At 51.5% G+C, this 20,241-nt stretch carries 14 protein-coding genes; 3 read left to right on the top strand and 11 right to left on the bottom strand.

Annotation, left to right across the window (positions count from 1 at the left end; all coding sequences use genetic code 11):
- Positions 1-24 precede the first annotated feature (24 nt).
- From rhaA to M2108_RS00205, 3 genes are all read right to left on the bottom strand, one after another.
- A complete protein-coding gene (rhaA, locus tag M2108_RS00215; protein ID WP_277469029.1) occupies positions 25-1,281 on the bottom strand; it encodes an L-rhamnose isomerase in 1,257 nt (418 codons plus the stop codon).
- 82 nt (positions 1,282-1,363) lie between these two features.
- Positions 1,364-2,836, bottom strand: a complete 1,473-nt coding sequence (gene rhaB, locus M2108_RS00210; RefSeq protein WP_277469028.1) for a rhamnulokinase — start codon at positions 2,834-2,836, stop codon at positions 1,364-1,366.
- 30 nt (positions 2,837-2,866) lie between these two features.
- Positions 2,867-4,018: an iron-containing alcohol dehydrogenase gene (locus M2108_RS00205; protein ID WP_277469027.1), complete on the bottom strand. Its 1,152-nt coding sequence runs from the start codon at positions 4,016-4,018 to the stop codon at positions 2,867-2,869.
- A gap of 385 nt (positions 4,019-4,403) precedes the next feature.
- Between M2108_RS00205 and M2108_RS00200 the strand changes: the two genes are divergently transcribed.
- The gene (locus tag M2108_RS00200) at positions 4,404-5,159 is read left to right on the top strand and encodes a DeoR/GlpR family DNA-binding transcription regulator (protein ID WP_068720942.1); all 756 of its coding nucleotides are present in this window, start codon (positions 4,404-4,406) and stop codon (positions 5,157-5,159) included.
- A 102-nt stretch (positions 5,160-5,261) separates the two neighbouring features.
- Here the strand turns inward: M2108_RS00200 and M2108_RS00195 are convergent, their stop codons facing one another.
- The 3 genes from M2108_RS00195 to zwf all read right to left on the bottom strand — a co-directional run bounded on the left by M2108_RS00195 (position 5,262) and on the right by zwf (position 9,203).
- Complete coding sequence (locus tag M2108_RS00195) at positions 5,262-6,542, bottom strand: L-cysteine desulfidase family protein (protein ID WP_277469025.1); 1,281 nt, start codon at positions 6,540-6,542, stop codon at positions 5,262-5,264.
- A 187-nt stretch (positions 6,543-6,729) separates the two neighbouring features.
- A complete protein-coding gene (gnd, locus tag M2108_RS00190) occupies positions 6,730-7,623 on the bottom strand; it encodes a phosphogluconate dehydrogenase (NAD(+)-dependent, decarboxylating) (RefSeq protein ID WP_277469024.1) in 894 nt (297 codons plus the stop codon).
- 53 nt (positions 7,624-7,676) lie between these two features.
- Entirely contained in the window at positions 7,677-9,203 is a 1,527-nt protein-coding gene (gene zwf, locus M2108_RS00185; RefSeq protein ID WP_277469023.1) for a glucose-6-phosphate dehydrogenase, read from the bottom strand.
- A 206-nt stretch (positions 9,204-9,409) separates the two neighbouring features.
- Between zwf and M2108_RS00180 the strand changes: the two genes are divergently transcribed.
- Positions 9,410-9,724 carry a winged helix-turn-helix transcriptional regulator gene (locus tag M2108_RS00180; RefSeq protein ID WP_277469022.1) on the top strand — a complete coding sequence of 105 codons (315 nt, stop codon included), beginning with the start codon at positions 9,410-9,412 and terminating at the stop codon, positions 9,722-9,724.
- Positions 9,725-9,822: 98 nt separating this feature from the next.
- Here the strand turns inward: M2108_RS00180 and M2108_RS00175 are convergent, their stop codons facing one another.
- Together M2108_RS00175 and M2108_RS00170 are read right to left on the bottom strand one after the other, a co-directional pair.
- Positions 9,823-14,616 carry a LamG-like jellyroll fold domain-containing protein gene (locus tag M2108_RS00175; RefSeq protein WP_277469020.1) on the bottom strand — a complete coding sequence of 1,598 codons (4,794 nt, stop codon included), beginning with the start codon at positions 14,614-14,616 and terminating at the stop codon, positions 9,823-9,825.
- A gap of 406 nt (positions 14,617-15,022) precedes the next feature.
- Positions 15,023-15,706: a TetR/AcrR family transcriptional regulator gene (locus M2108_RS00170; RefSeq protein ID WP_277469018.1), complete on the bottom strand. Its 684-nt coding sequence runs from the start codon at positions 15,704-15,706 to the stop codon at positions 15,023-15,025.
- 135 nt (positions 15,707-15,841) lie between these two features.
- Here M2108_RS00170 and M2108_RS00165 point away from each other — a divergent pair, with 135 nt between their 5' ends.
- Positions 15,842-17,194, top strand: a complete 1,353-nt coding sequence (locus M2108_RS00165) for an MATE family efflux transporter (RefSeq protein ID WP_277469017.1) — start codon at positions 15,842-15,844, stop codon at positions 17,192-17,194.
- 69 nt (positions 17,195-17,263) lie between these two features.
- Here M2108_RS00165 and M2108_RS00160 read toward each other — a convergent pair whose 3' ends face one another.
- The 3 genes from M2108_RS00160 to M2108_RS00150 all read right to left on the bottom strand — a co-directional run bounded on the left by M2108_RS00160 (position 17,264) and on the right by M2108_RS00150 (position 20,157).
- Positions 17,264-17,683 carry a GNAT family N-acetyltransferase gene (locus M2108_RS00160; protein WP_277469016.1) on the bottom strand — a complete coding sequence of 140 codons (420 nt, stop codon included), beginning with the start codon at positions 17,681-17,683 and terminating at the stop codon, positions 17,264-17,266.
- A 187-nt stretch (positions 17,684-17,870) separates the two neighbouring features.
- On the bottom strand, positions 17,871-19,013 hold the full coding sequence (gene chrA / locus M2108_RS00155) for a chromate efflux transporter (protein WP_277469257.1): 1,143 nt from the start codon (positions 19,011-19,013) through the stop codon (positions 17,871-17,873).
- Positions 19,014-19,236: 223 nt separating this feature from the next.
- Positions 19,237-20,157 carry a PadR family transcriptional regulator gene (locus M2108_RS00150; protein ID WP_277469015.1) on the bottom strand — a complete coding sequence of 307 codons (921 nt, stop codon included), beginning with the start codon at positions 20,155-20,157 and terminating at the stop codon, positions 19,237-19,239.
- Between the last annotated feature and the right edge of the window lie 84 nt (positions 20,158-20,241).

Below are 20,241 nucleotides of genomic sequence, written 5' to 3'. Positions count from 1 at the left end.
TAATGTTTGTTTATATAAATAGCCTTATCTGGCAGACAGTACTTCCTTCTCGTAAGTCTTCACTTCTGCCAGCCAGTTCTCGCGGACCGGTGTGTTCTGGGAAGCGCAGTAGTAATCCCAGATTGCGCCGAACGGATAGGACTTGAATTCTTCTACCAATGCCAGGCGGGAAGTGTAGTCGCCTTCCAGTTCGATCTTCTTCAGCTCGGCAACAGGCTCAAGCATAGCGCGCAGCAGCGCTTTGATGGTGTTGCGTGTTCCGATTACCCAAGCGGCAACGTGGTTGATGCTGCCGTCAAAGAAGTCCAGGCCGATGTTCGTGCGCGGCAAGAGATCTCCGCGGACCAGCTCACGGGCGATTTCCAGCAGCTCATCGTCCATAGTTACTACGTGATCACTATCCCAGCGTACCGGTCTGCTCACATGCAGCAGCAGCTGCTCGCTGAACATCAGGATCGAGGACAGTTTGTTTGAAATAACTTCAGTCGGGTGGAAATGTCCGGCGTCAAGGCAGATGGCTTTGCCGCGGGTCAGACCATAACCCATATAGAATTCATGCGATCCGACAACATAGCTCTCGGAGCCGATGCCGAACAGCTTGCTCTCAACTGCATCGATGTTGTATTGCGGATCAATCTCTTCACTGAACACTTCATCCAGCGCATCACGCAGGCGTGCACGCGGAGCCAGGCGGTCAACCGGAGTATCCTTGTAGCCGTCCGGCACCCAGAAGTTAGTCACACAAGGCTGTCCCAGCTCGCGGCCGAACGATTCGGCGATTTTGCGGGAAGCTTTGCAGTGCTTGATCCAGAAATTGCGGATCTCCTCGTCAGCATGGCTCAGTGTGAAGCCGTCTGCCGCTTTTGGATGGGAGAAGCAGGTCGGGTTGAAATCAAGACCCAGTCCCTGTTCCTTAGCCCACTCTACCCAGTTAGCAAAATGGCGCGGCTCCAGCTCATCCAGATCCACCTTTTCGTCTGTATCTGCATAGATGGCGTGCAGGTTGACCTTGTGTTTACCCGGAATCAGCGACAAGGCCTTTTCCAGATCCTTGCGGAGCTCATCCGGCGTACCAGCGCGTCCAGGGTAGCTGCCGGTTACAGCGATACCGCCGCTCAGCTCCTTGTCCTTGAACAGGAAGCCCTTGACATCGTCTCCCTGCCAGCAGTGAAGGGAAATCTTGATCTCCGCCAGCTTCTCCAATACTTCATCCACGTTGATGCCGTGGGCTGCGTATAATTTCTTCGCTTCGTTATAACTGTTGATGATGCTCTGATCCATGTTGGGGTCCTCCTAAAAGTTTTGTGAGCATCTGCTCCATCTGATCTACTTCGTGCAAAACGGTCTTCAACTAAGGTTATATCTATTGGCTGCCGCCTGCAGAACCTGCATGCAGGGCTTCCCAGCGGGCCAGCAGGCCCTCAAGCTGCGGAAGCGGGCGCGGCAGGTAAGACTGTATCTTAAAGGACTTGCCGATGATCGTCCGGGCTTCGCGGATATCCGCAACTTCTCCGGTGTGAATCAGCTGGATTGCAAGATTACCGAGCGCTGTCGATTCTGTAGGGCCAGCCAGTACCTCGCGGCCGATGATATCGGCTGTCAGCTGGCACAGCAGCGTGTTGTTCGCACCGCCGCCAACGATCTGCAGCACCTCTACCGGTCTGCCGGTCAGCTGTTCCAGCTCGCCCAGATAACTGCGGTATGAGAGCGCCAGGCTGTCGAAGATGCAGCGGGCAAGCTCGCCAGGCGTTTGCGGGACAGGCTGGCCGCTCTCTGCACAGGCAAGGCGGATCTCTTCAATCATGTTGTCCGGATTCAGGAACCGTGGATCATTGCACGGAATCAGGCTGCGGTAGCCCTCAGCTTCTGCGGCCAGCTCAGCCAGTTCAGCGAAGGTGTAACGCTTTCCGTCCAGCCTGCGTACCTCCTGGATCAGCCAGAGTCCCATAATGTTCTTGAGGAAACGGTAGGTTCCAAAAGCGCCCCACTCGTTCGTGTAATTAGCCTGCATCGCCGCTTCTGTGTTCACCGGATGATCCAGCTCAACACCGAGCAAGGACCATGTTCCGCTGCTGATATAAGCAGCAGCACGGTCGTCCCGGACAGGCACACCCAGTACAGCCGAGGCCGTATCATGAGTAGCCGCGCAGATAAGCTCGCAGTCCGGCAGATCATACTGCTGCTTCAGGTCATCCCTGAGGCTGCCGAGCACTTCGCCGGGCTCAGTAAGCGGTGCAAACTGTTCTCTATTAAGATGAAGCAATGACAGAAGATCCGCATCATACTCTCGTTCAGCAAGATTAAGCAGCTGTGTTGTCGAGGCATTGGTTACTTCATTAATCTTGCAGCCGGATAATCTATAGTAGAGATAATCCGGGACAAGCAGAATCTGGTCTGCTGCAGCCAGCTCTTTAGAATCATGAGCGTACAGCTGGTATAACGTATTAAAGGTTAACTGCTGAATTCCGGTCTTGGCATACACCTGTTCCGGAGAAATCAGCTTGGCTACTTTCTCCATTACCCCGTCTGTCCGGCGGTCACGGTAGGCGTATACCTCCTGCAGACGGTTACCTTCAGCATCCAGCAGCACATAATCTACAGCCCAGGTATCAATACCCAGTGTGCATTTGGAGATGCCGGCTGCCTTGGCCTTTTGCAGGCCGCGCAGAATTTCTTCAAACAAATAATCAATATCCCAGAAGCAGGAACCGTCCCGTTCGGTAAAACCGTTGCCGAAACGGTGAATTTCCTCCAGCGAGAGAATTCCGTCTGCAATGGTGCCGAGCACAAGCCGCCCGCTGGAGGCGCCGATATCGACGGCGATATGATAGTTCATAGGGAATCTCCTCAACTAAAAAATAATAATTTAGAGAATTTTGCGGAACAGGGCTATAACTTCTTCTTTGGTCGGAATGAACGGGTTACCAGGCGCACAAGCGTCCTTCATTGCATTCTCGGCGAGCAGGTCAAGGTCTACCTCGTCAACCCCAAGGTCGGACAGCTTGGCCGGGATGCCAACTTCCTTGGACAGCTCCTTAATCGACTCAATAACAAAGTCTGCACATTCTTTATCGGTTTTGCCTTCTACCTGAAGGCCGATTGCCTTGGCGATCGCCCGGAATTTCTCTGGCACATATTTGGCATTCTCTTCTTCTACATAAGGGAGCAGCATCGCATTACATACGCCGTGCGGCAGATCATATACACCGCCGAGCTGATGCGCCATTGCATGCACATAGCCGAGTCCGGCATTGTTGAACGCCAGTCCGCCCAGGAAAATCGCGTATACCATCTGTTCACGTGCTTCGATATCATGGCCGTTCTTCACAGTCTTAGCCAGATTGCCGAAGATCAGCTCAACAGCCGCCAGAGCCGTAGCATCCGTGACAGGATAGGCGCCCGGAGTTACCAGTGCTTCAATTGCATGGGTCAACGCATCCATACCGGTTGCTGCAGTCAGTGCAGCAGGCTTGTCGACCATCAGCTCAGGATCATTTACAGAAATGGTGGCGATACTGTTCTTATCAACCATTACCATCTTCACCTTGCGTTCTTCGTCTGTAATGACATAGTTGATGGTAACTTCGCTTGATGTTCCGGCAGTTGTATTAACCGCAACGATCGGCAGCGATTTGTTCTTGGATTTGTGTACACCTTCATATTCAGCAATGTGTCCGCCGTTGGTAGCCACAATACCGATTGCCTTGGCTGTATCCTGCGGTGATCCGCCGCCGATCGAAATCAGGTAGTCACATTCATGCGATTTGAGGAAATCCACGCCGTCGTGAACATTTTTACAGGTCGGATTCGGTTTTACTTCATCATATACCACATACTCAATACCGGCTGCATCCAGCACGGACAGCAATTTGCCGGCGATTCCGCTCTTCATAAGGAACTTGTCGGTAACTACCAGTGCTTTCTTCAGATTCAGCTCTTGAATGTAAGGAGCGATTTCCTGCAGACAGCCTTTTCCCATAACGTTAATAGAAGGAACATAATAAACACGGGTACTCATTGATTGACCAGCCTCCTGATAATATTGTGTTGCACAGTTGGTTATCTTCTTCTCTGTAAGGGTTATCCCGGCTGCGGCACCTCAGGCTGGTCTCTGTAGGCTTCGCAGCGGACCTTATGCTCAGGCGCTTAATCTTATGAAGCATGCGCTTTCAAAGAGAAAATGAACACTCTTATCGTAGCTCCAACATTCTGTGTTGTCAACAAATAAAATATTATTTATGTTGTTTTTATTTGTTTAATGTTTACAAAACGCAGATTATAATGAATATTATAATAAATTTTATGTGGTTTTCGACTAAATTATTGCAAAACACAGATATTTAGGTCTATATTTATACATATCTATTGAGATTCAGAGTATAGCTCCGGAAAGGTGATTACAAATGCTGGCTGCCGAAAGACGCAACAGAATCATAGATCTTGTCCATCAGGATAAAAGAGTACTGGTCTCCGACCTGAGCCGCATGTTCGAAGTAACGGAAGAAACGATCCGCAGGGATCTGGAGAAGCTGGAGAAGGACGGGATTGTCAGCCGGACTTACGGCGGGGCTATGCTTAACAGGCATACGAACGAGGATCTTCCTTTTGTAACCCGCAATGCGCTCAATACGGACATCAAACGCAACATCGCGCTCAAGGCGCTTGATCTGATTAATGACGGGGATACCCTGATGGTAGACCCCAGCTCAACCTCGTTTGAATTCCTTAAACTGCTGGGCAACAAAAATAACCTGACACTCATCACGAACTCGATCAATATTTTGCAGGAGTTCTCCAATTCCGGCATGAACATTATTTCTACCGGCGGTTCTCTCCGCCACCGCTCCCTCTCGCTGGTTGGTCCGGTCGCCCATGATACGATTCAGCGCTACAATGTGGACACCGCCGTAATAAGCTGCAAGGGAATTGATATGGACCGGGGCATTACAGACTCCAACGAGCCGGAATGCGAGCTCAAGAAATACATGCTGCGCCAGGCGGAGAAGGTTGTGCTGCTGGCGGATCATACGAAGTTTGACAAGACCGCTTTTACGAAGCTGGTGGAGCTGAACCGGATCGATGTGCTGATCACTGACCGCAAGCCGTCTGAAGCCTGGCTCAAGCGCCTGGCCAAGGAGAATATTGAGGTTCTCTGCTAGTGCGGATGATTGTGTTTCTTCTATAATATGTGTATCCAAAAAAAAGGACATCTCCCCGCTTCACGGGAAATGTCCTTTTAAATGATGCTCCTGCAGCCTGCATTAAGCTTTGGACAGCATAATATTCAGAATCGTCTCATCTGTAGCGGCAAGCCCTTCCTGGACGAGCCGCTCCATGTTACGGATGGTATCCTCTACCTTTTCAAAAATGACTCCGTCATTGTCTGTCGGTGAAATGTTATTCATCGCCAGCGTCGCCGCCTGGATTGCGGCATTGGTGGCGGTGGAGATTTTGAGCGCACAGGTGGATTTGGCCCCGTCGCAGATCATGCCGGACAAGGAAGCAATGGTATTCTGGATGCCATGCTTGATTTGATCCAGGCTGCCGCCCATCAGGTAGATGATCCCGCTGTTTGCCCCTACTCCGCCGGCGATTCCTGAGCCGCACAACGGTGAAAGGCGACCAATGTAATGCTTCACATGAACGGTAACCAGATTGCTCAGGGCGATGGCCCGGGCCAGCAACTCATCACTTTTACCCATAAGCTCGGCCAGCTTAATGACAGGCAGCGTAGCAGCGATCCCCTGGTTACCGCTGCCCGCCGTCGTCATGACCGGCATCGCACTGCCGTCCATCCGCGCATCGGAAGCTGCAGCCGTCGCTGCGATTACGGAATTGGCCACATCGTTGCCGAACAGATTGACTGCAGAGCGCTGGCTCATTTTTTTGCCGACCTGAAGTCCGTAATCTCCCCGCAAGCCTTCATCTGAAATAGCCTTGTTCATTCTTGCGCCTTCCAGCAGAAACTCCAGATCAGCGAAAGCTGTATCGCAGACAAACTCATAAATCCCTTCGAGTGAAACAGCATAGCCTTCATGACTTAACTGCTCGTCCTCTCCGCAATCCCCCTTATCCTTCTGGATATCAATGGGGATTCCATCTTTCTCCAGCAGAACGATATTAGTATGCTCCTTGGCAACCACCGCTGTTGCCCGGTGATTCGCACTCTGCACCCTTGCTTCTATATACAGCTTCTCCGTTGTATCCTTCAACTCCACGGAGAGCACCTTACGGTCTATAATCGCATTAGCCTGACTAAGCTCATCAGCCGTCAGACCTGAGAGAATCTCCAGCTTTCTGTGGGAACGGTGGATTACAGCACCAAGCGCAGCTGCGATCGGCAGCCCGGTCTGTCCTGTCCCTGGAATACCGACCCCCATAGCGTTCTTAATAATATTGCCGCTGAGGAACAGCTGAATCCCAGTAATCTCCTCCTCAAGCAGCTCTGCCGCCAAAGAGACCGCATAGGCTACGGCAATCGGCTCCGTACAGCCTTCAGCCGGAACGATTTCCTTCTTCAATACTTCGAGTAAGTTAACCATATAGGATCCCCCCTTTTCAATGTCTGAGCTTTCTCTATATACTACATCAGACTGAAGACTGAGGGAACCGTTTATTCAGTGGGCGGGTGCAATCTCATTGCTGAATCACCAAAAAGCGCCAAATCCCAATACCCGCTCGGGGGCTTTGAGACTTGACGCTTTCTCATCATACAGTCGTGTTGGATGGTTAATTCTTTTCCACGGCATGTCCGCCGAATTCATTACGCAGCGCAGCAACCACCTTGCCGGTAAAAGTGTCCGTCTCCAGCGACCGGTAGCGCATCAGCAGTGACATCGCAATGACCGGAGTGGCCGCCTGCAGGTCAAACGCTGTCTCCAGCGTCCATCTGCCCTCGCCGGAGGAGTGCATGACGCCTTTGATATCATCGAGCTTGGCGTCCTTCGAGAAGGCCCGCTCTACCAGCTCCATCAGCCAGGAACGGATGACCGATCCGTTGTTCCACACGCGGGCAACCTGCTCGAAATCGAAGTCATAGCCGCTTTTTTCCAGAACCTCAAAGCCTTCGCCGATGGCTGCCATCATACCGTATTCGATCCCGTTATGGACCATCTTGAGGAAGTGGCCGCTGCCGGACTTGCCGGCATACAGGTAGCCGTTCTCCACAGAGGTATCACGGAACAGCGGTTCAGCCACAGCCCATGCCTCCTCGTCCCCGCCGATCATATAGCACGCACCGTTGCGTGCTCCTTCCATACCGCCCGAGGTTCCGGCATCCAGATAGTAGATCCCTGACTGTGCCAGCTCACCGTGACGGCGGATCGATTCCTTGTAATGGGAATTCCCCGCTTCTATAACAATATCGCCTTTGGACAACAGCGGTGTCAGCTCGGCGATTACGGAATCGACGAATGGATGCGGCACCATAATCCAGGCGATCCGCGGTGCATCCAGTTTGCTTATGAGCTCAGCCAGGCTTGCTGCTTCAGCCGCCCCTTTGCCGCCAAGCTCGGCAACAGCATCAGCATTGACGTCATATGCCACTACCTCATGCCCGTGCTCCAGCAGGTTCTGTCCGAGATTGAAGCCCATTTTACCCAGTCCGATTAATCCGACTTTCATTAGATATCCCTCCGGTTATTTTCTGATTGGTTATTATGTCCGTTAAAGCTAACTTACGCTCCTGCCCGGATCGCCTGCTCATCCGGTCTGCCGGATGCTTCAACATCTACCTCAGGCTCATCCAGCCACCAATGATCTTCGCCCAGCAGCTCATCCGCTGCAACCGGACCGTAAGAACCCGCAGCATACGTATGAAGCGGAAGCTTGCCTTCCTCTACGGCATCGATAATCGGCTGCACCCACTGCCAGCTCAGCTCCACCTCTTCCCAATGTGCGAAGAATGTTGCATCGCCCAGCAGCGCATCATAGATCAGATTCTCATAGGCTTCCGGCAGATCCGGATTGGCCGAATTATGCCGGATGCTTACGGGCTCAAGCGCCCCATGCTGGCGCGGATTTTTGGTATTCAGCTGCAGCGAAATCCCTTCACCAGGCCCGATTTCAATCACCAGCAGATTAGGATCAAGCGGAAGCTTGCCTCTGTTAACGTTATGAGAGTCATTAAACGGTTCCTTGAACTCAATAACAATTCTGGTTGATTTCTCCTTCAAACGTTTGCCGGTGCGGATATAAAATGGCACTTCGCTCCACATCGGATCGTCGATCCACAGCCGTGCGGCGATATATGTTTCATTCTGCGAGCTTCCATCAATACCTGGTTCATTAAGGTAGGCCGGCACAGCTTTGCCCTTAAGATAGCCAGCGCCGTATTGTCCGCGCACTACATGCCGCGTCACCTCTTCCTTCAGCAGCGGCCGCACGGAACGGATGATATGACGCTTTTTGCTGCGGACATCCTCAGGACTGCTGTCTTTAGGAAGCTGCATGGCCATCATCATCAGCAGCTGCAGCATATGGTTCTGGAACATGTCACGCAGCGCACCTGATTTGTCATAATAGTCTGCCCGTTCTTCCACTCCTACAGTCTCGGCAGCCGTAATCTGGACGTTAGCGATGTAACGGTTCTGCCAGAGCGCCCGGAGCACCGGATTAGAGTACTTGAGCACTTCCAGGTTCTGCACCATCGGCTTGCCGAGGAAATGATCGATCCGGAAAATCTCCTCTTCCCGGAAAGCGGCATTCAGGCTCTCATTAAGCTCCCGCGCGGACTGCAGATCCCGGCCGAACGGCTTCTCGATAATCAGACGTTTCCAGCCTGTAGTATCACCCAGACCGCTCTCATGAATATTCGCGGCAATCGGACCGAAAAATTCAGGGCCGACCGACAAATAGAACATCCGGTTACCCGGAATGCCGAGCTCCGCTTCCCGCCGCTGCACGTGGGCCAGCAGCTTCGTATAATCCTCCGGACGTCCAACGTCCAGCACGCTATATTCAAAAGCCAGCAGGAAACGCTGCAGTCCCGCTGATTCTACGACAGGACGGCGCGAAAAGGTACGCAGTGAATCCAGCACCTGCACCTGGAACGTTTCGTTGCTAAGCTCTCTTCTGCCCAGACCAATCACGGAGAGAGGACCGGAAAGCTTGCCATCGGCAAACAAGTTATATAGAGCCGGGTAGATTTTGCGCTTCGCCAGATCCCCGGTAGCGCCAAACAGCACAAAGGTAGATGATTCCACTTTCATTCCTCCCGTTATTATATATTATTTATTAGGTTACTATTAATTACTCACAAACTTAACAAAACTCATCATACGCCTCCAAAAACCTTTCGTCAACCTCATTTCAACATTTACGAAAAGTACTTATTTTCACGATGTTTTCGCTTTTTTGCTATGGTATAGTAAGTGGGATATTAATAATAACTGCTAAGGACGGATGTACGATGGATCAGGAAATCAGGCCGTTACTAGCCAAAGTGGAACATGCTTATCATATCGTCGGGAAAAAATGGGTGAATTTCATCCTTCATGTGCTGATGGAAGGCCCCAAACGGTTCAGTGAACTGCATACCCTCATTCCGGATCTGAGCAAACGTATTTTGAACGAGCGGCTGAAGGAGCTGGAGGGCTGCGGCCTGCTTACCCGTGCCGTGATTCCGGACCGGCCGGTCCGGACGGAATATTCGCTGACAGTCAAGGGACAGGAGTTAGGGGCAGCGCTCAGCCATGTTGAGAAATGGGCGATAAAATGGCTGTAAGAGCTTGCTGCACAGGATCAGCTTTACGAATAGACAAAAAAGGAGCAGGACATCGCGTCCCGCTCCTTCTCTTTATTTTTTCTAAATGATCCGGCCTTTTAAAGATCAGCCGATTGGTAATCAGCCAGCACCGCTTCCGGTGCAAGCACATTGTTATACAGCTTCAGCTCGTCAATCAGGCCCTTGAATGGAACATCCCAATAGTTGACCCCAAGCGCGAAAACCCCGTTTCTGTTCGTAAAAATATCCGGAAATCCGCTGCCCGAGAACTTTTCCTCCCCGTTAATGTACAGCTTGACTGTCCCGTTATTGACTGTAAAAGTGACATGTGTCCAGGTTCCGGCAGGAATAATATAGCCTGCAGTTGCCTCATAGACAGCGTTAGACCAAAGCATGGTGGCATCCGACAGCCCCTTCGGCACAAGACTGATCCAGCTGCTATTGGAGCTTGCCCCAAAAAAGGCAGTCGTGTAAGTCGTCAGCTGATCCGGCTTCAGCCACATCGAGACTGAATAAGTGTTGCTGTTAATCAGTCCGTCCGGCAACCGGATACCGGAAGCCCCGTCAAATAATGCCGCCTGGCCCGTTACCCCGTCACTGTAAGTAATACTGCCTACAGTAGCGCTGCCGACCAGCGCCCCTGTTACTCTGCCTTCACCCGAGAGCTGTAGCGAATCTTTCAAATTGCCGTCAAAAGAGTACACCGCGACCCGGCCGTCCGTAACCTTCACAGATAAGCTTGCAGTTACATTGCTTCCGTCGGTGGAGGCGGCGGTAATGATGGCATCGCCTACCTGCTTTGCCGTTACAACCCCGGATGCACTATCAACCTCAGCAATAGCAGGTGCGCTTGAGGTCCAGGCCAAGGCCCGGTTGCCGGCATTGGCCGGCAGGATGGAGACCGCTGGGGTAAAGGTATTTCCGACAGCAATATTTTTCTGTGCATCAGCAAAAGCAATCGCGCTCACCTTCACATTGGCATCCGGTTCACCGTTCACCAGCCAGCCGACGGCTTCAGGCGTCAGCGCTTTTTCATAGACGCGGAACTTGTCAATCAGCCCCTTGTACGGGATATCCCAATAGTTGACGCCGAGTGCAAAGACACTGTCTTCACTGTCAAACAGGTCGGTATAGTTCGTCCCTGTATATTTCAGCACTCCGTTCAGGTACAGCTTAACCGTTCCGGCATCGTAGGTGAATGCAATATGCGACCACTTGCCGGCCCCGATCTGCAGGCCGGCATCGGCATCCAGCCAGGTTTCACTGCCGAACCATACCCGGGTCGTTGCCCCTCCGTTGCCGTAAGGCAGCAGACTCATCCAGTTATTGGTGCTTTTGGCTCCAAAAAAGGCCGAAGTGAAGGCTGTCAGCTCCTGCGGATTCAGCCACAGGCTGAACGTATAGGCGCTGCCGTTAATCAGACCGTCCGGCAGCCGGACACCGGAGCTGCCTGTAAGCTTGAGCGCCTGGCCGTCCTGGCCGGCCGCATACTCCACTGCTCCATCTGCTGTGTTCAGCAGCTTGCCGGTTGCGCTGCCGGCAGCCTGCCGCCCGGCGCTTTCCGCGAGGCTGTCTTCAAAGTCATACGCTGCCACCAGTCCGTCCTCCAGCAGCGTGCCGCCAAGCTGAATGACAACGACAGTGAACGTCTTCGTGACCGAAGCATTGCCAAGCTTAATGGCAGCTGTCAGCTGCACCTCGGCATTGCCGCTTCCCGCCTGCGGCCGGGTAACCTTGCCGTCTGCGGCAACAACCGCCGGGCTGGAGGATGTCCAGGTAATGACAGCTCCATGCACACCGGACACCGGCAGTGTCAGGTCTCTATAGACCTTGCTGGTATCTCCAAGTGTCAGGCCGCCGGCGATATTAGCGACCAGCTCCTCATCGCTGAGCAGCTTGATGGCACTGCCCCAGACAGCAACCCCCTGGTCTGACATCGCTGTGAAGACCATCACCTGTTCATTCCGGGTGGAATCCCATTGCTTCACGAACACACCTTTGTACAGGCGCTGCACCGTACTGCCGTTCTCTGTCTCGTCGATCAGCAGATGGGCATAATAATCACCTGCCAGTTCCCAGCTGCCGCTAACCGCTCCGCCCAGCGTGCCGTCTTCCAGCAGTTCGACATCGACGGTCGGCTTGATTTTGGCCGAGGTATCCTTGCCGTGGTTGACGAACTGGTATGCTCCCACGACATCTGCACGCTGAACCTTGGTAAGCGTCTCGCCGGAATAACGGTGCGGAGCCACAACCGGCCAGGCGTCCTCGTTCATGAACATCTGATGCACCCGCACCTCATGGGTTTCCCCGCGCAGCGGGAATCGGGTATGGAAGAAATTGAATAGCTTGCCCTGCTCCTCATCATAGAAGACCGAGTTATGCCCTGAGGAGACATAGCCGTATACCGGGAAATCTGCCTCTCCGTTCAGATTGCTGAACAGGAAATTACCGATCAGCTTGTTGCCGATGTTCGAGTGATCCCCGTCCGTCGCCAGTACTGCATTCTGCCCTGCCGCATCCTTGTAAGGACCTTCCGGATTCACGGAGCGGAACTGCCGCATATTGTAGCCGCCGTCAGCAGCCAGTCCGCCATAGGTTACATACAGGTAGTAATAGCCGGTTGTCTGGTCATAGACGATATAAGGACCTTCGCCGGATTTATAATTTCCGCCGGAAATTTTGGTGCCGAAGTAACGGTCGATGATTCTGCCGTCTGCTGTAGTCCCGTCTTTGCCGGGGTATACCGGCTGTCCGGTCGCCGGGTCAACCTCGAGCAGGAAGATGCCGCCTGACCAGGAGCCGTAGGTCATCCACAGCTTGCCGTCCTTATCATAGAACAGAGTCGGGTCAATCGCATTGGTATACTGCTTATTGTTATATGTGCCGTTGGCATTGAACCAGGCCGGATTCATGCTTTCCAGCGTTCCGTTGCCGATCAGCGTCTGAATGTTGGTATTGGTCCATTTTTTGTTGACCGTGCTGCTACCATCATACTGCTCATCCAGCGTAAAGCCGGAGTAAATCACAGTGCCGCCGTAAACATAAGGGCCTTCAATCTTCTGCGAGACGGCAAAACCGATTGCAGAACGGATATAAGTGGATGAGGTGCTGTAATAGAGCATATATGCGCCTTTAGTGCCGTCGCCGTTCACATAATCCGCATTCCAGAACACATCTGGTGCCCAGACGGCGTATCCGCCTTTGCTGTCGGAGTCGTTCTCTCCGGCCCAGGCGAAGGATTCCGCCAGATTGGCAGACAGATCACCGTAAATGGCATTGTCCGGTGTCTTGTAGCCGTTGGTGAACGTGCTCCAGTTCAGCAGATCCTGCGATTTGGCCGCTTCAATATGCGAACCAAAAACATAATACGTCCCGCCGTCCTTCACCACTGAAGGGTCATGCACGGATACGTTGCTGAACACCGGAGCAGTCGGTGCCGGGGATGCTCCCGGTGTTGGCGCCGGTGTAGCCGGCGGAGTCACTGCCGGCGTATGTACCGGTGTAGCCTCTGGAGTCACTGCCGGCGTTGGCGATGCCGCAGAGCTTGGCGTAGACGTCGGTAATACAGTACTTCCGCCGCTGCTTACTGGTGCAGCCGTAGCTGTTGCCGTTGCTGCTGGAGTCTCCAGCTTGATTAAACCGCTGAATTTCGGATCATAGCTTATCTTGCCGGTTCCCTGAACCGTAATTTGACTGTTCAGACCAAGAATCACATTCCTGATCTCGCTTCCGGCCTCGACACGCAGCGCCGCCATGCGGTTAAGGGTCATTTCCGCGATGGTTCCGCTAACCAGCACAAGCTCAGGCTCCCCGGCAGCATTGACTACAACAGAATCAAAGCTGCCGCTAAGCTGGATGCGCGAACCCGCAGGCAGTGCGGTCTCAAGCTTGACCCGGCTGAAGCCCGCTCCGCCAAGTGCCGTATCTTCTTCCAGTCTGACACCCGACTCAGCTGTTACATCGGGTATGCTGCTACTGCCCTTCAGAACAATCCGCAGCATGCCGTCCGGCTTGTCTGCAATAAGCGAGGCTGCTGAAGTATTGTTCAGCACGACACTGTTTTCACCGCCGCCGCTGACGATTATCTTGCCCGCAACCTTCACATTGTCCAGCAGAATATCTCCTCCGGCAATCCCTTCGGTGAGATACAGATTGCCTGTAATTTCGGTGTCCTTCAGCGTCACACTTGCGGTGCTGATCACCAGATTCTTTGCCTGCAGCTGCGTATAGCTGCCGCTTTGCATAATAATCTCACCTGACAGCTTCCCGATCATCCGGACAGCTTCTGCCCGTGTTACCGGACGTCCTCCCTTAAAGCTGCCGTCCTCATATCCGCTAAGGAATCCTCTGCTCAGGAGGGTGTTAACGGCTTCCCTGCTGAACGAAGGCAGCATTTCAGCATCCGTCGGTCCTGACGCAGCCGCAGCGGCATCAAGCCGGTACAGCCGGTACAGCATAACTGCCGCTTCCTGACGGCTGACCGTCTGCTGGGGGCGGAAGGTTCCATCGCTGTAACCTGACACATATCCTGCAGATACCGCTTTCATAACTTCGCTGTAGTATGCCTTGCCCTGCTCCACATCACTGAAGCCGTTTGAAGCAGCCATAGTCTGCAGATTAAATACCCGGTTTACAAGGGTCACCCATTCCGCCCGCGTAATGTTCTGATCCGGCTTAAATACGCCGTTTCCGTACCCCGACAGCAGCCCTTTGTCAGCCCATGTCTGCAAATCTCCGGCTGCCCAATGCCCTGTATAATCCGGTGCTGCAGCCGTCTGCTGTCCCGCAGAATTGCCGTCCATTACTGTTCCCGAAGCCCCCAATGCCGGTGAAGGAACAAGCAGCAGCAGTGCAAGAAGTGAAGATGTCAGCCTGCCAGTCCATTTATTCAAAAGTAAATCCCTCCGTTTCTAAATTTGGCCTCAACGGTTTCCTAACCATTCCCTTTCTCGCACACAAGCCATAAGCAGCATTTAAGGTACCGGAAAGCACCTCCTTATCGCCAGTATAAATAAAACGCTTACAATTTAAATTTGATAAAAAAGTTTCTTTTCGGCCTTTATTTGTTTCATTCATATCTAAAACAAAACCTTCAAGAAACTCTGTAACCGCTTTTATTCTATAGCGGAAATCCTATATTAGTCAATTGAAATTTTTAAATAATATGAATCTTTTTATACTTTTATTTATTAATTGCAAAACCAAAAAAGGGCAATTGCCCTTCGGCATAATCCGGAAAGGTGCTGCCCTCTTCAGTATTCTTTTACCGCCAGACCCTCATCTGACACGTATGGATCCTTACTGTCCTTCCTGCTCCTTTATCACCTGCTCAATCCCCAGCACAATCAGCTTCAGGCCAAATTCAAACGCCCGGTCGGTTCCCATCAGCTCGAACAGGCCGGTCGTAAACATCCTCCGGAACAGCCCCGCGTCCTTATCACTCATAGAATCCAAAAGCTGAAGCATTTCTTCACCCGGGAGTGTTTCCTGATCCTTAATCATAGCTGAGATATTACGCTCATGCTGATAACGGTCCAGAACGAAAAAGAACACATAGTTCATAAGCGTAGTAGCCACCTGCATTTTCTGCTCCGGCTCAAGCGGCGTCTCTTCCACACAGAGCAGCATCCGGTTCGTAAACCGGATAATATCCGGCTCATGCGGCAGTGTCATCATCATGAGCTGTGTAGAGCAGGGATACCGGCTAAGCACGCTGCGTACCGTTACTGCAAGTCCGGTCAGCTGCGCTTTCCAATCCCCCTCAGCGTGAAATTCTTCCAGTATAATTTTGGATATTTGATTAGCCAGGCCCTGGTAGAGATTCTGTTTGCTCTTGAAGTACCAGTATAGAGAGGGAGCCTGAATCCCTACTCGGTCTGCCAGCCGTCTCATGCTGAATTTCTCGATGCCCTCCTCGCCAAGAAGCTCCCATGAAGCTTCCAAAATCCGCTCCTCTGAAACTTGAGGCTGCTGCTTTTTCATCATTATCCGCCCTTTTATCTAACAGTGTAAGTTTATACTTTACAAGTTCCTATCCCCATGATATCATCTAACACTGTAAGGTTAAATCTAACACTGTTAGATAAGCATTTAATAAACCAGAAAGAAGTGATTTAAATGGATGCAGAAAACCTCCATTATTTCGAGAAAGCCCCTGTTGCCAAAGCCGTAGCCCACTTTGCCGTCCCCATGATGCTGGGCATGTCGATGAGTGTCATCTATTCCATCCTGAATGCCTATTTTATCGGTACACTCCACAATACTGCGATGTTAACCGCACTTGCGCTAACCTTGCCGTTATTCGCAATTATTATGGCGCTGGGGAACTTTATCGGCATGGGCAGCGGCACCTTCATCTCCCGTTTACTGGGTGAGAAGAAATACGATGACGTAAAGCATGTGTCCTCATTCGCTTTTTACAGCAGCTTGGCACTCGGCCTTATCGTTATTTCTGTTGGCCTCCCTTTCATCGATTCCATTGTCCATAGCCTTGGAGCAACGCCTGAGTCCTTTGGCTTTACCAAGGATTATGTCACGGTCATGCTGATCGGTTCACCCTTCCTCGTATTATGCTTCACGCTGGAGAATATTGTGCGCTCTGAGGGGGCAGCCATTACGTCGATGATCGGCATGATTATCAGCGTTGCTGTGAATATAATCCTCGATGCGCTGGTCATTTTCGTGTTCCATTGGGATGTTATCGGCGTTGCGTCAGCGACAGTTGTCTCCAACCTCGTTGCGTGTGTCTATTACGCCTTCCATATGGGGTATAAAAGCCAATTTTTAACGGTTTCCGTACGGTGGTTCAAAGCCAGTAAAGAAACTGTCAGCAATGTTGTTAAAATCGGAGTTCCCGTCTTCATTATGAGTATCTTCATGGGGGCAATGTCGCTGATCTTCAACCATTATCTCGTGGAATATGGCGATTCCGCCGTAGCCGCTTACGGTATTTCATCCCGATTATTACAGTTTCCCGAGTTTATTATTATGGGCTTATGTGAGGGAGTCGTGCCGCTTATCGCTTTCTCCTTTACAGCCAACCGGTTGCGGATGAAGCAAAGCATCGGATTTACGGTCAAAACGATTGTAGTGTTGGCAGTCGCTTTCGGTCTTATCGTCTATCTGATTTCCGACCATTTAATCGGCATGTTTACGAATGACCCGCAGTTAATTGAAATGGGCAGCTATATCCTGCATGTGACCTTCTTATCCCTGTTCATTTCAGGCACGACGGCGTTGTTTACGGGAATCTTCCAGGCAACAGCGCAAGGTACCGCCGCATTTATTATGTCTATTATTCAAGGCGCGACGCTGATCCCTGTGCTCTACATCGCCAACCGGATGAACGGTTTCCACGGGGTGGTCTGGTCACTGGTCATTGCGGATGCTGCTGCATTCCTCGTCGGTGCCGGCATGCTGTATATTCTGCGGAACAAATTACAGCCGGATCTGGAGAGCCTGGCGCAGTGAAGACTGTTTTCCAGGTAAAAATAAAGCCCGTTCTCAGCCGGCAGATTGGCGGAAACGGGCTTTCTATTTTTAAGTTATAAGATCCAGCTTCTTGGTAAGCAGTATCTCGAGCGGCTGCGAATCAAGGATTAAACAGCCCGCATCTTTATATCCTAATTTTCTGTAAAAATGCTGGGCTCCTTCGTCAGCCTGGGTGGATGTCATTACCATATCAAACCCCTTTTGCTTCATCTGCTTCTCCCAGAAGTGAACAACTTCTGCTCCTAGACCCTTGCCCCGATGGGGTTCATCTATCCAGATCAGGTTCATAAACGGGATATTGTCCCAGAAGTATCCATACCGCATCCATCCGATATTTCCTCCGTCCCCGTCCCGCAGAATATAGATTTCCTTCCGCTTCATTTTACCCGGTATAAGGTTCTCGGGAATATGCCGGTCACGATCTCTTATGTAGTCATAGTCAGAATCGTTTGCGAAAGCAATGTGCATCAGGTTTCCTCCAGATAAAAGATTGGTACAATTATACCTCTTTTCTGTAATTCGGAGTCTATAAATAACAGATATAATTAAACTCTACTGCCGTTATCACAGCAAAAAAGCAGCCAATCATCCAGACAGGCTGCCTTAATCTTCAGGTTCAATCCATTATGTCCTCTTGGTAACGCTACTCTTCCATCTATATCAACGCCAGTACAGTCCCCCCCAGCGCACCTGTCAACACTACGATCCAGGGCGGCAATTTCCAGTATACCAGCATACTGAACAATATCGCGGCAAAAGCAAAGTCTGCAGGCGCCAGGATGGAGCTGGTCCAAATCGGCAGATAAAAGGCAGAGATTAATATACCTACTACTGCAGCGTTTACGCCCATTAAAGCCCCTTTTGCTGCTGGATTCCGGCGCAGGCCATCCCAGAAAGGAAGGGTTCCCAGAATCAATAAAAAGGCAGGCAGGAAAATAGCGACTGTCGCGAGCAGGCCTCCGGCCCATCCGTTCATTACGGCACCCAGATAGGAGGCAAAAGTAAACAACGGCCCCGGAACAGCCTGAGCCGCCCCGTATCCTGCGAGAAAGGCCTCTTTACTCACCCAGCCTGAGGCTACGAATTCCCGTTCGAGCAGCGGCAAAACAACATGTCCCCCGCCAAACACAAGCGCACCGGAACGGTAAAAGCTGTCAAACACTGCAATCCAGCGAATGGAGGTCATTTCTCTCAGCACCGGAAGAAGCAGCAGCAACCCAAAAAATAAAGCTAAACATAACGCAGCCAGGCTGCGCTTAACCGGAAAGCTGATTCTGCTGTCAGCCTCTGCTTCGTGCCGGCTATAGATCAGGAAACCCAGTATTGCTGATAAAAGAATCATTCCGACCTGGGAAAAGGCGGTCTGCCATAATAATGTAATGACCAGTGCCAATAATGCGATGGCTTTTCTTTTTAAATCGGGAGTCAGCTTCTGGGCCATGCCGATAACCGCGTGTGCGACAACGGCGACAGCCACCAATTTCAAGCCATGAATCCAGCCTGCGTTACTTACATCCAAGCCCTGAAGGATCAATGCAAATAGGATTAAGGCCACTACAGAAGGTAATGTAAAACCAAGGAATGAGACAATTCCGCCCGGTACCCCGGCCCGCATAATCCCCATGCCAATCCCAACCTGACTGCTGGCCGGCCCGGGTAAAAATTGGCACAGCGCCACCAGGTCAGCGTAGTTTTTTTCGTCCATCCATTTTCTTTTGCGGATATATTCATCATGAAAATAACCAAGGTGGGCTATCGGACCGCCAAATGAGGTCAAACCCAATCTGCCTGATACCATCAAAATTTCGAGCAGCGTCTTGAATAACCCCTGCTCCCGCTGTACCTGCTTATCCACTTCAATCACCCCTGTATGATATCAAATACCTAGATTGAATGTTACCTTCATACCGCCGTTCCCACAACGAATTGACTGAAAAATGACATTCCGCTAACATTGCTCTTACACTTGCAGCAAAAAAGACCGTCAAAGAGACGGCCTTCACAGCTATACACTATAACGTTTAATCGTTCTGCAGCAGCCAGGCCGCCGCCTCTTCCTCATTGCCGAATGTCCGGAAGCTGCTTCCCTTGTTCAGCTCGGAGAGCAGCTCTTTGAATCTGCCCTTGTCTGCCTGCCCGCTGCCAATGACCGCCGCACCTCTCACTCTGTAATTCATGAATTTCTGCAGCAGCGTTCCGGCCAGCCCGGTCCGCAGATTATAGAACTCCTCCGGCAGCACCGCTTCATGGAGCAGAACTTTATAGACATCATGCTCCATGCAGGCGCCGATCAGATCCAGAATATCCTGCTCTGTACTAAGCATACTGTCACTGGGGCGTAATTCAAGATACTTCTGTCCTTCACGGGTCATCACTTCAACCTTCATTTGCTTCACTCCATTCCCATTCTCATTAGTAAGGGCCCTGCGGACCTCTCCGATCCATTGCAATTCACTCGTATGCGCCGACAGCCTGTTCGCCTGAATCAGCTTCCAGAGCATAGCTTCCCGCGGGCTCCGCCCGGGCGCATACTGCCCTTTGGCCTCACGGCCCTGTTCCAGGTGGATAAGGCTCATAATCTCCTGCTCATAAGCATCCAGCATGCCGAGAATGTCCGCGGTTTCCAGCTGGTCGCTCCAGGCGAGCTGAATAAGGAAGGTATTTCTGGCTTCCGGCTGCTCCGGCGCCGACAACACCCAGCGCTTCAGTTCCGCCTGGCCTGCGGGGGTTATAGTATAGATTTTTTTGGAGGGAGAGCTCTCCTGATGCTGTACCTCACTGGTCACATATTCTTCCTTCAAAAGCTCAACCAGCGCTTTATAAATCTGATTGTTATTGCCTGACCAATACATGAACGAAGAATCCTGAATGATCTTCTTTAGGTCATATCCGGTCAGGGACTGACTGCTTAGCAGTCCCAAAATGGCATAGTTGATGGACATTTCATTCACTCCAATACGAATAACCTATGTTAATAGTAACATAGGTTATTCAAAACACAAACAAAAAAAATATGCCATGCCCCG

Origin of the sequence: Paenibacillus sp. PastM-3, assembly GCF_029893965.1 — a bacterium.
Classification (GTDB): domain Bacteria; phylum Bacillota; class Bacilli; order Paenibacillales; family Paenibacillaceae; genus Paenibacillus_AQ.
The sequence above is the reverse complement of the archived record's forward strand: the minus strand, read 5'-3'. Positions and strand labels throughout refer to the sequence as shown.

Excerpts from the sequence above, each read along its gene's own strand:
- M2108_RS00150 (WP_277469015.1), bottom strand. The coding sequence starts at position 20,157 with ATGTCCATCAACTATGCCATTTTGGGACTGCTAAGCAGTCAGTCCCTG.
- M2108_RS00200 (WP_068720942.1), top strand. The coding sequence starts at position 4,404 with ATGCTGGCTGCCGAAAGACGCAACAGAATCATAGATCTTGTCCATCAG.
- chrA (WP_277469257.1), bottom strand. The coding sequence starts at position 19,013 with ATGGTATCAGGCAGATTGGGTTTGACCTCATTTGGCGGTCCGATAGCC.
- rhaA (WP_277469029.1), bottom strand. The coding sequence starts at position 1,281 with ATGGATCAGAGCATCATCAACAGTTATAACGAAGCGAAGAAATTATAC.
- gnd (WP_277469024.1), bottom strand. The coding sequence starts at position 7,623 with ATGAAAGTCGGATTAATCGGACTGGGTAAAATGGGCTTCAATCTCGGA.
- M2108_RS00165 (WP_277469017.1), top strand. The coding sequence starts at position 15,842 with ATGGATGCAGAAAACCTCCATTATTTCGAGAAAGCCCCTGTTGCCAAA.
- M2108_RS00180 (WP_277469022.1), top strand. The coding sequence starts at position 9,410 with ATGGATCAGGAAATCAGGCCGTTACTAGCCAAAGTGGAACATGCTTAT.
- M2108_RS00195 (WP_277469025.1), bottom strand. The coding sequence starts at position 6,542 with ATGGTTAACTTACTCGAAGTATTGAAGAAGGAAATCGTTCCGGCTGAA.
- M2108_RS00170 (WP_277469018.1), bottom strand. The coding sequence starts at position 15,706 with ATGAAAAAGCAGCAGCCTCAAGTTTCAGAGGAGCGGATTTTGGAAGCT.
- M2108_RS00205 (WP_277469027.1), bottom strand. The coding sequence starts at position 4,018 with ATGAGTACCCGTGTTTATTATGTTCCTTCTATTAACGTTATGGGAAAA.
- rhaB (WP_277469028.1), bottom strand. The coding sequence starts at position 2,836 with ATGAACTATCATATCGCCGTCGATATCGGCGCCTCCAGCGGGCGGCTT.
- M2108_RS00160 (WP_277469016.1), bottom strand. The coding sequence starts at position 17,683 with ATGCACATTGCTTTCGCAAACGATTCTGACTATGACTACATAAGAGAT.